6 protein-coding genes and 1 CRISPR repeat array are annotated in these 10427 nt (G+C 58.0%); of the genes, 3 read left to right on the top strand and 3 right to left on the bottom strand.

The genetic code is table 11. From position 1 onward, the window contains the following. Positions 1-813 precede the first annotated feature (813 nt). A CRISPR array of direct repeats spans positions 814-2706; the repeat unit is 28 nt; unit sequence TTTCTCAGCTGCCTACGCGGCAGCAAAC. Positions 2707-3351: 645 nt separating this feature from the next. Both NCR98_RS15245 and ompA read left to right on the top strand, forming a co-directional pair. Beyond that, positions 3352-3624, top strand: a complete 273-nt coding sequence (locus NCR98_RS15245; protein WP_250526574.1) for a putative hemolysin — start codon at positions 3352-3354, stop codon at positions 3622-3624. A 311-nt stretch (positions 3625-3935) separates the two neighbouring features. After that, a complete protein-coding gene (ompA, locus tag NCR98_RS15240; protein ID WP_250526575.1) occupies positions 3936-4601 on the top strand; it encodes an outer membrane protein OmpA in 666 nt (221 codons plus the stop codon). 432 nt (positions 4602-5033) lie between these two features. Here ompA and NCR98_RS15235 read toward each other — a convergent pair whose 3' ends face one another. Further along, the gene (locus NCR98_RS15235; RefSeq protein WP_250526573.1) at positions 5034-6746 is read right to left on the bottom strand and encodes an OmpA family protein; all 1713 of its coding nucleotides are present in this window, start codon (positions 6744-6746) and stop codon (positions 5034-5036) included. A 574-nt stretch (positions 6747-7320) separates the two neighbouring features. Between NCR98_RS15235 and NCR98_RS15230 the strand changes: the two genes are divergently transcribed. Next, on the top strand, positions 7321-8271 hold the full coding sequence (locus tag NCR98_RS15230; protein WP_250526572.1) for a M23 family metallopeptidase: 951 nt from the start codon (positions 7321-7323) through the stop codon (positions 8269-8271). 150 nt (positions 8272-8421) lie between these two features. Here NCR98_RS15230 and NCR98_RS15225 read toward each other — a convergent pair whose 3' ends face one another. Together NCR98_RS15225 and NCR98_RS15220 are read right to left on the bottom strand one after the other, a co-directional pair. Continuing rightward, positions 8422-9000: a hypothetical protein gene (locus NCR98_RS15225; RefSeq protein WP_250526571.1), complete on the bottom strand. Its 579-nt coding sequence runs from the start codon at positions 8998-9000 to the stop codon at positions 8422-8424. A 314-nt stretch (positions 9001-9314) separates the two neighbouring features. Continuing rightward, positions 9315-10427 (bottom strand): polymorphic toxin type 22 domain-containing protein (locus tag NCR98_RS15220; protein ID WP_250526570.1); only part of this gene is annotated, 1113 nt, incomplete at its 5' end.

Raw genomic sequence — 10427 nt, 5'->3', positions numbered from 1 at the left:
GGCAGCGGCCCTCGGGCCGCTGCCTGAGAAGCGACGGTGCGTTTCTTCTTCATCGGCATATCCATGACTTTTACCTCTCATAATATGCCTCGCCCACAGAATTACGGATAGGTCCGCAGCAAACGTGCGAACCGGGAACAATTACGAAGCGGCCGATTTCTCAGCTGCCTGCGCGGCAGCAAACACTCTCGTCCCGCACCGGGGAAACCGTAACCTTTCTCAACTGCCTACGCGGCAGCAAACCATCGCGATGGCTTGCTCGCTCGTATGAGATATTCTCCAGCTGCCTACGCGGCAGCAAGCAGAGGGTTGCGCCACACGTAATAGCCCCTTCTGTTTCTCAGCTGCCTACGCGGCAGCAAACCTGTTTCCCGCGCTCGGTTTCCCATTGCGTGATTTCTCAGCTGCCTACGCGGCAGCAAACGTCATCGCGGCTCGTTAAGCGAGCCTCTTATTTTTCTCAGCTGCCTACACGGCAGCAAACGTCTATAACCTCGCCGCCTTCCTCATGCTGAATTCTCAGCTGCCTACGCGGCAGCAAACGAAAGTGGTGTGCGAGCACGGCAGACGGAAACTTTCTCAGCGGCCTACGCGGCAGCAAACATTGCCGCATATTTTCCGGGCTCGTGCTGAGTTTTCTCAGCTGCCTACGCGGCAGCAAACACGTTAGTGGGGGTCGAGTTCTGGCGCCGCCCTTTCTCAGCTGCCTACGCGGCAGCAAACACATTACGGTGAATGCCCCGGTCACCGTGCAATTTCTCCGCTGCCTACGGGCAGCAAACGAACACATGAATAATGTTCAGATCGCCGAATCTTTCTCAGCTGCCTACGCGGCAGCAAACTTCTTGTCTGCCATTCGCGCCTCCTTCAAACTTTCTCAGCTGCCTACGCGGCAGCAAACGAGAAGGAAAGCGCTGAAGTCTTCTTTCCGACTTTCTCAGCTGCCTACGCGGCAGCAAACGTACCTTTGCCGCTTGTAGGCACCGCCATTCTTTCTCAGCTGCCTACGCGGCAGCAAACGCACCCGCCCGGAAAGCGCGTTGCTGCGGCAATTTCTCAGCTGCCTACGCGGCAGCAAACATACTGCGCGCAGGCGTCGGCGTCGTCCTTCATTTCTCAGCTGCCTACGCGGCAGCAAACATGCTGCGCCCGGCGTTCGCCGCACTCGACGGTTTCTCAGCTGCCTACGCGGCAGCAAACGAAACGAGCGCAACGGACCACGCGCGCATGTCTTTCTCAGCTGCCTACGCGGCAGCAAACCAGAGCGGGGAGCAGGTGTGCCGAAGCCACCATTTCTCAGCTGCCTACGCGGCAGCAAACGAGAGCGAGCTCGCGTTGATTGACGTGCCGGCCTTTCTCAGCTGCCTACGCGGCAGCAAACATCGAACGGCTTACCGCCGGCCATGGCGATGATTTTCTCAGCTGCCTACGCGGCAGCAAACGGCGCGAGCCGCACGAAACGCACGGCATTCATTTTCTCAGCTGCCTACGCGGCAGCAAACAGGTCTGCTGCGTCAGTGGGCGCGCCCAGTGCTTTCTCAGCTGCCTACGCGGCAGCAAACGAGTGCACTTGCGCGCAGCTCGGCGACCAGATCTTTCTCAGCTGCCTACGCGGCAGCAAACTCGTTGTCAGTTCGCGCGTCGGTGCTGCCGCCTTTCTCAGCTGCCTACGCGGCAGCAAACGCGCGACCTACCGCGCTTTCCCGTTCGTCAATTTTCTCAGCTGCCTACGCGGCAGCAAACCATACGAGCCGTGGATCATTCGCGGCATGCCTTTTCTCAGCTGCCTACGCGGCAGCAAACTCCGGATCGCCCGTCATTGTCGCCGTCGCGCCTTTCTCAGCTGCCTACGCGGCAGCAAAGATAGACGGGGAACGGCTGTTCTGGGCCCTCAGTTTCTCAGCTGCCTACGCGGCAGCAAACGCTACGGCAACGGCGAGGCGCCCAGCGGAGACTTTCTCAGCTGCCTACGCGGCAGCAAACGCTTTTCTTGACTCGCTTTTTCCGTATCAAAATTTCTCAGCTGCCTACGCGGCAGCAAACTTTCGATGGGTCGGCGCGGTCAAATATCACAAGTTTCTCAGCTGCCTACGCGGCAGCAAACGGCTTGGCTGCAGGCCAGGCCTTCTTCTTTTGTTTCTCAGCTGCCTACGCGGCAGCAAACCTGATCTGCTTGGCGTTGAAGTGGAGATTGGCTTTCTCAGCTGTCTACGCGGCAGCAAACCGTTGATGATACTTTTCAGCAGTTGGCTGAGTTTTCTCAGCTGTCTACGCGGCAGCAAACATAAGGGGCGTGAGTCCTTGGCGTCAGCTGCCTTTCTCAGCTGTCTACGCGGCAGCAAACGCAAACAAATTTGAACCTTCGGTGAACGCCAAATTTCTCAGCTGTCTACGCGGCAGCAAACGCCGTATCGATCTTCAAAATCGCTTTCGACTCGTTTCTCAGCTGTCTACGCGGCAGCAAACTCCGACACGGTGATGCTTGCGGCATCCGTTGCTTTCTCAGCTGTCTACGCGGCAGCAAACAGATTGCCAGCGAAGACGCTCGCTTGTTGGCTTTTCTCAGCTGTCTACGCGGCAGCAAACATCGTCGGTTGGCAAAAGCTCGGGCTCGATCCTTTCTCAGCTGTCTACGCGGCAGCAAACTTTGAGCTGGCGTAGTCTGTTGCATCGGGATTTTTCTCAGCTGTCTACGCGGCAGCAAACCTAGACGATCCAACCGCTATCCTCTTGATCCGTAAAAGAAAGACACCACCAAGGCCCAAGCCACCTAATTCTTAACCCCAACCCTAAGTCATTGATAATTCAAGCAACGAAGAACCGCCTCAAAAAAAGGGTAACGCGCAACTACAAACAGCGGACTGGCGTACACACCACCTCAAACCGCGTACCCCGCTCCGTCGCGAAAGATTCTATCCCGCCGACACGCAAATCGAAGCCCACTTCCTCATTCGATCTCATATCGCATCGCCCAGCGGCTCGCATCACAAAGCGACGATCCCAGCAAAAACAACAAGTCGGCATCCGCACTCCGACCACCAGCGTTTGCAGCCGCAAACACGCAACCTTGGGCGTCAAAGATGAATAATCCTATGCCAACTTCCATAGCGTCGCGCGCTCTTGACCGCCTCGTCTTCTGACTGACGCCGTCGATCACCAACTTGCCGCCGTCATCTCGAATACAACACGCGCACATCAACTAGTGGCATCCCAACGAATGCCACAGACAAGCGCACGCTTGCGCACCGGCAAGCCGCGTCTAATGTACAAAAACATAGCGCCGTCGAATAAATGGCGTGACCGTTGGTATAGTCAGCCTCTCCTGATTTTTGCATCGGAGATCGATCAACCATGTTCAAGCTTCTTACCGCGCTATTTGCCGGCGTCTTCATGTTGACTGCCAGCGCGCAGCCATCGTCATCGGCTGCGGGCGCAACGGTGGATCAACCTGCTTCGCGGATCGGACTGGCCAATCCGGCTTCCGTCAACTGCACTCGCCAAGGCGGAACGCTTCAAATCGTCGATACCGTCAATGGCCAGGTCGGCATGTGCCATTTCCCTGGGGGTCAGTCCTGCGAGGAATGGGCGCTACTTCGCGGCCAATGCTCGCCCGGTCAGAAGTAACGCTGTACACACCGTGTATCGCAATAGGTCAGCACCCAGCGTTAGTTCGCAAGATGCGCTGAATCGAACACAAGCTGCGCGTATCGGGCGATGACATTCGACACTGCATGCGCCAACGCAACCGCCTGCTTACGAACCCACTGCCGGACGATTTAGCATCTTCGAATCACGTTCGCAAGAACTTTGCGACTGTCATGAAACGTATTCGATGCCGTGACTTTTCTTGACCAATTAGATTGCGCTCCAATGCGAAAATCGCTCGCGCAGTAAAGGGCAATTGGCGCTCAAGAACTTCATTTATAAAAAAGAAGATGATCAAACTTTCAAAGCTCGCATTCATTGCGGCTACCGCGGTTATCACCGCATCAGCTTCAGCGCAGTCCGTACCGGCCACACGACAAGCCGTGAACGACAACTGGGTGAACGGTACGGGCGAGTACGTGTGGACGAACGGCACGAACGAACTTTGCTGGCGCGACGCATTTTGGACCCCGGCTACGGCCAACGCAAAATGCGATGGGGCGCTGGTGTTAGCAGCCGTGCCACAGAGACCGACCGATGCACCGCCTAATACAGCGCCTATTATTGGGAACACCAGATATAGCTATCAGGCTGACGCGCTGTTCGACTTCGACAAGGCAGTTCTGAAGCCCGCTGGCAAGAGCGCGCTCGACGATCTCGCGACGAAACTCGGCACGGTGAATCTGGAAGTGGTGGTTGCTACCGGCTACACCGACCGCCTTGGTTCGGACAAGTACAACAATCGTCTGTCGTTGCGTCGCGCGCAAGCTGTCAAGGCTTACCTCGTCAGCAAGGGCATCGACGCCAGCCATATCTACGCGGAAGGCAAGGGCAAGCGCAACCCGGTCACCACGGGCTGCAACCAGAAGAACCGCAAGCAACTTATCGCCTGCCTCGCGCCGGATCGTCGCGTGGAAGTCGAAGTGGTTGGCACGCAGCGTCAGACGCAGCAGTAAGGGTTAGCCCATTCCAGATGCACATTGGTGGGTACGACCGTGTGAGCAGTGCATCGCCACGATGCCGCCAGTGCTGCATCTGACTTGCTCGTTATCTTTCGCTGGAATCTTGGCAGGCTGGCCATCCCCAAGACGCGGGATTAGCCCGGCCCAATAGGGATAACGAAGAAAGTAAATCTCTCGACGAATGCAGCGCACTCGTCGCCGATTTCGTTCGATAGCTTTTCGCCCGTCGAAGAGCGTTTGAACAGACGCGATTTCGAAGACTCTTGAGTCGCAACAAGCTCGAAGCGTAAGTGCTTCTTACACCAGGCTAGCGACAACCGCCATCGGTGGGCACTTCGTCGCCATCCAACGACACACTGCGAACCAGCCTTCAAAACGAAACTGCCCGGCTTTCACCGGGCAGTCTTCGTCATCTACACAACCCCACTACTTCGCCAGAAACTCTATGCGGCGATTATGAAAGCGGCCGCTTTCGGTATCGTTGCTATCGACAGGCGTCGCTTCACCGTAGCCTTGCGCGTTCAGCATCGATCCCGGCACGCCGTGTGCGACGAGATATGAGCGCACTGCTTCCGCACGCTGACGTGACAGTGCCAGGTTCATCGCCGGCGTGCCCACGTTGTCCGAATAGCCCGCCACTTCGAGTTGAACGGCCTTGTTGCTCTTCGCGCACGTCTTCAGCACCTTCGCCGACTGACGCAGATCTTCTGCTGCCGTGACCGGCACCATCGACTTGCCCGTCGCGAAATTGATGACTTGCAGGTTGAGCAGCTTCGCCACGTCGGCATTCGCGCACGATGCGTTCGCGCCAAAGAAGCCCTTCACCGCATCACGGAATGACTGCGTCGCGCTCGCGACGGCCTGCTGCACGTTGAACACACTGATGTCGTAGCCCGAGCCGAGCAGCGCCTTGAGCTTATCGAGCCAGCCTGCCTTCACATCGGCAACCGAACCGCCCAGTTCGACGTGCGACCCGACGACCTTCACTTCAGCGCCCGGCACGGCCATCAGCGGCAGCAGGCCGTCGAGGTGAGTCAGCCAGTCTGCTGGCTTCGTTGCCGGATCGACAGTGATGTTGGCTGTGAACTTGCCTTCGCCGAATTTCTTAGTCAGGGCGTCGAGCAACTGCGCCTTCTGGGCTTCGCTGCCAACCGTCGCCGTGACCGTCGGCATCCCGGTGATATCGACCGTGAACGACACGCGCGCGTCCTGCGTCGCCGCGGGCGCCGACGCTGCAACGGCAGCCGAAGCGTCCGAGGCGTTCGCTACGGAGGCGGCCGAAGCATCAACCGGTGCAGACGCAACGGCGGGAGTCGAAGCAACGGACGCGTTACTGGCCGGTTCAGGGCGTGCAACCGGCGCAGTCGAGCTTTCGCTGTTGCACGAACGCAGCGCGAAAATTGCGAGCACGAGCGCGGCAAGCGCGAGCAACCACCACAGCCACGCATGCGAGCGCTTGTGCGTCGGCTTTTTGCGTTCTTGTTTGACTTGCGCCAGGATGGTTCGGGCCGGCAGCGGAGCCGGTTCGGGTTGCGGATGCTCGAAATGTGCCGACACATCCTTGAGCTTCGACAGAATCGCCGCGCCGAACGTGGTCACGGTTCCAAGTCCGAGCACGCTCGCGATGTGATCCGTCAGGTGCGCATAAACCTCCGGCAACTGATGCCCGAGCAGCGTAGGCAGTTGCCCGACCGACCCACGCGCTTGGGTGAAGTGCTGCTTCAGGATGCCCATCAAGGCTGCACCGACCACGCCGCACAACGAAAGGCTCGCCGATGGCGACGTGCCGCAATGCCGCGCAATGGCTTCGGCCAGTGCGTTGGTGTCCGCACCCGTCGCCTTGCCGATCAGTTCGCGACCGCCGGCTTCGAATGCCGCCAGCTTCGCCGGGCTTGCGATCGACTGAGAGATCTGGCTGGCAATCTGACCGTTCGCCGCAGGCGACACGATTGCCGCAAAAACGTGACGCGCACCTTCGGTCGTGCTGGCGCGGTTTGTAAGGGCCGCGACGAGCGCCGGGGCTGCTTTACTCGTTACCTGGCTTATTAGGTCAGGCTCGATTCCGAGTTCTGCGGAAAGAGTATTGATGACGTCGCCGTTCAAAACCGTTTCCAGGATTTGAAAAATATTGATGCTCATTGCAAATAACCTTGAAGTGCAAACTACTTGATGTACAGACGTGACACTTGACACGTCCTTAATACGTCTCCGCTATTTTTAAGATGTCGGATTGCGAGTGAAATCGCTGGGGTTGAATCAATGGGAAGCGTAAGTACGACTTGGCGACTAGGCGGCCTCTTGGCTTCTGGCAAAGCCAACCACATGATTTAGTGACTAAAATTAATGGCGATCCGGATGCGGCTTGAAACTTTTATACCGCGATTGGAGGAGCATGCGGGTAAATCGAATGATTGACTCGTGAGGAGTCGAGTCTTTGACTGCGCTTCGACAGCTACCGACATCTCTCTGACAGCGCGCGGATTATACACACCGCCGGGAGAAGGCGGTCTGGCAGCATTGGACCCGAAAATCCTCAATGTGGTGGTGCGCCTTGCTTTCAGCCATCGATATCGTAAATCCTGCGTTTTATCGTGTTTTTAAGAATTCGAGCCGGACGCGCATTTATCTCAAATTTCTCTGACTTGTCTGATAGGGGTAGAGCCGACGCATCCGTACTATCTCAAAAACGCGTGCTAATTGCTGGGAGAAAGAGATGGCTTCAATCAAATCGGGCTCGAAAAACGATCTGTATATCGTGATGCGGCGCGGCGCGCTGCGCACGATCGTTGGCTCCGCGGGCTCGGCGGTCGCGTTTGCGCTGGCCGCCGGCCTCGCGCTCGGGCACTACGGTCTCCAGCCGCTACAAGCTCGCCACGGGTCCGAAGGGTCCTCCATTGCCGACGCTGCCCCAGCGCAATCTCCCTACGCGGCCGCAGAATTCACGCGGCTGCGGGCCGCTAGTGCTTCGCTGAATGCGCGCGCCGAGCGCCTCACCAATCAGTTGGACAGTTTGAGCGCATTGAACCAGCGCCTGCGCGCGCAGCCGCGTGCGCCTGCCATCCGGGCGGCGGCGACATCAACGCGCCGGTCTGGCAGCGATGCCGCAGGCGGTCCCGAACTGCCGCCACGGCCTTGTCGAACGAGCGAGGTGCAGGCGGATGCGCAAGTCATCCGTGGCGAACTCGACTGCGTCTCGGCGACACTTACGACGCTCGAACAGCGCGCGGCACGGCACGAAACGGCGTGGGAGGCTTTTCCGGACCGCCGTCCGCTCGTGCTGGGGCGCACCAGTTCGCCGTTTGGCAACCGCCTGGACCCTTTCACGCATCACCTCAGTTTCCACCCCGGCATGGACCTGGTCGCGCCGACGGGCACAGCAATACTCGCGGCCGCCGGCGGTCGCGTGATCCACGCCGGACCGATGCCAGGTTACGGCAACGCGGTCGAGATCGATCATGGGAACGGCATTTTCACGCTCTACGGTCACGCATCGAAGGTCGAGGTGCGCGTCGGGCAGAAGGTGCTGCCGCGCGAACCGATCGCCAAGGTTGGTTCTACCGGTCGCTCGACGGGTCCGCATCTTCATTTCGAGGTCCGGGTGCATGGCGAACCGGTTAACCCGGCGGACTATCTTTCGCTGTCTTCGAGCAACGCGGATGCATGAGGTGATGGGCGCGTTGACGGCTTGTCTGCGGGGATTACGAGTTGTCGAAGCGAGTAAGGAGAGCACGCCCCGCCCGCGATGTGCATCGCAATCCGGTACGCCCCACCCTCGTCCCACTTTGTCGCCTACGCGGTCAGGCAGGTCGGCTTTTCAGTCCTTATCTCTACCATAATGTCTAGCGAGGCCGTCACGCCATTCGCTGACTAACCGATTAAATGGAAAGCGATCACTGTATTCGACGCCAAGTAGATCACTGACCGGCCGCGCGTCGAGTTGCTGCAACGCCCGTTCATACTTCATGAGGTCAGCAGAGTTGCGCAAAGCAAGGACCGCAACTTCGTTGCTTTTCTCACAGTAAATGCACCATGCGCCTTTCTCCGATGAACAGGCATAGCGATCAACGTCGAATAGCCAGCCTCCTTGAGGCCCACCTTCGCGTAACGCATCGTTGTAGTCGTGCTCGCCGCTGTCGCCATCAATGAACAATGCGTCAACGACGTCTGTCTTGAGCTCGTTCGATCGATCAACATTGATCATGCATGCAAGTTTCGCGGATTCGACCGCTAGAAGTGTGCGGACGATCTCGACAAAATTTGACTCGAACATGCGATGCGATTCGAAGAATCGAAAGATGCCCCAAGCCGCAGAAAACACACTGTTTGGGAGCAGAGCATCGAAATCTAAAGCTTGCTTCAAATTAGCAACCGCGCTCAATTGAGCTGGATTCAAATCGCTTAGTTTCACCTTAGCCCGCATATCACTTGCCCTTTAAGGCTGAACTTCGCGGATGCCCCGCCCGGCCCGAAGTATTGGGCTTCCGCTTCGCCAGTGCTAGACCGAGTGTAGATCGTATAGGACAAACCCAGCTCAAAGCTGGGTTTGTCGTTTAGGCTTGCTGACTCAGAACCTTTTCAACGACCAAGTAGCCGACGCACGCCATAGCCGCCGCCACGAAAAGCCAATATATGATTTTTTCTTTCTTGCTCATTCGCTTCCACTGTTCCGGCGACGGCCCTCCACCTACTGCTGGCATTCTCTTCTCCTCACTTGTTTCCCACTGGCGTCGAGTGACTCCAAAACACAATTCCAAATGAAATACCGCCCGGTGATCCGACTCCTACTTCGATCGCTGTGGAACCACCATAAGCATGCGTTATTACACCGACAACATTCAACCGCCAAAGAGTCGGTATCGAAACAAATGCCTGATTACCGTCTCCATTGAGGAATGCATTGGTTGCGTCCGCGGTTCGTGCTCCCCAAATCCAACCAAGCGTGGAACTTGCGCTTGGAGACCAAGATATAGCTGATGGATTACTTTGCCCCACACCAACAGCTAGATATTTTGTTCCATCATCCAGATTGATCACTCCACCTGCAGAGCCCGACAGCACACCAAAGCTCAAGGTCGCATAATTCGGCGACATGGCCCCCGACGCTTGCTGCGCCAGATCGCCCTGCGCCTGGATCGCAGTATTCAGCATCGCATCGCTGCATTGCACCGTGGCCGGACATACTTGCGCTACCAGATCCTTCGGCTTTTTGCCATCCGAGTCGTCATGAGTAGATCGATTGTATAAATCAACGCTCGATGCCGCCGCCGCACCCGTGCCACCACCTACCGCCGCGCCCGCACCCGTGGCAATCACATTCGCAATGATGTTGCCCAAGGCTCGATCCGCATCGGCGTTGCCGGTCGGACTCGACGCGGCAATGTCATTGCTCATTCCTTTCGCGATACCAGCCGCAGCCGCCGATATCCCCGCTCCAGCAGCACCCTGCGCCGCACTTCCGATGCTCCCACCACCCAAGCCCGCCACCGCCGCCCCGCCCGCGATGTGCATCGCGATCCGGTACGCGCCCCCTTCCTTCCACTTATCGGCCGTGTCCTGATCGCCCGCCGCCTCCGCTGCCTGCTTCTGCCGATCCGCATAATTGCCGATCTGCGTCGCCACCGTCTGCGCCACGATCGCCGCTGCCTGCTGCGTGCTCGCCTGTTGATTCAGCAAGTTCGACAGATCCGGCAACTTGCTCACCGTGCCATTCAAGTCGGCCGTGTCACGGTTCAGACTGGCGACATCCTGCTTCTGGTTCGCACCATCCGTGATCGTGATGCTTCTCGCGCCGATCGCGCTCTTCGTCGTCGCCGTCTCGTT

Origin of the sequence: Caballeronia sp. GAWG2-1, from assembly GCF_023631405.1 — a bacterium.
GTDB lineage: Bacteria > Pseudomonadota > Gammaproteobacteria > Burkholderiales > Burkholderiaceae > Caballeronia.
The sequence above is the reverse complement of the archived record's forward strand: the minus strand, read 5'-3'. Positions and strand labels throughout refer to the sequence as shown.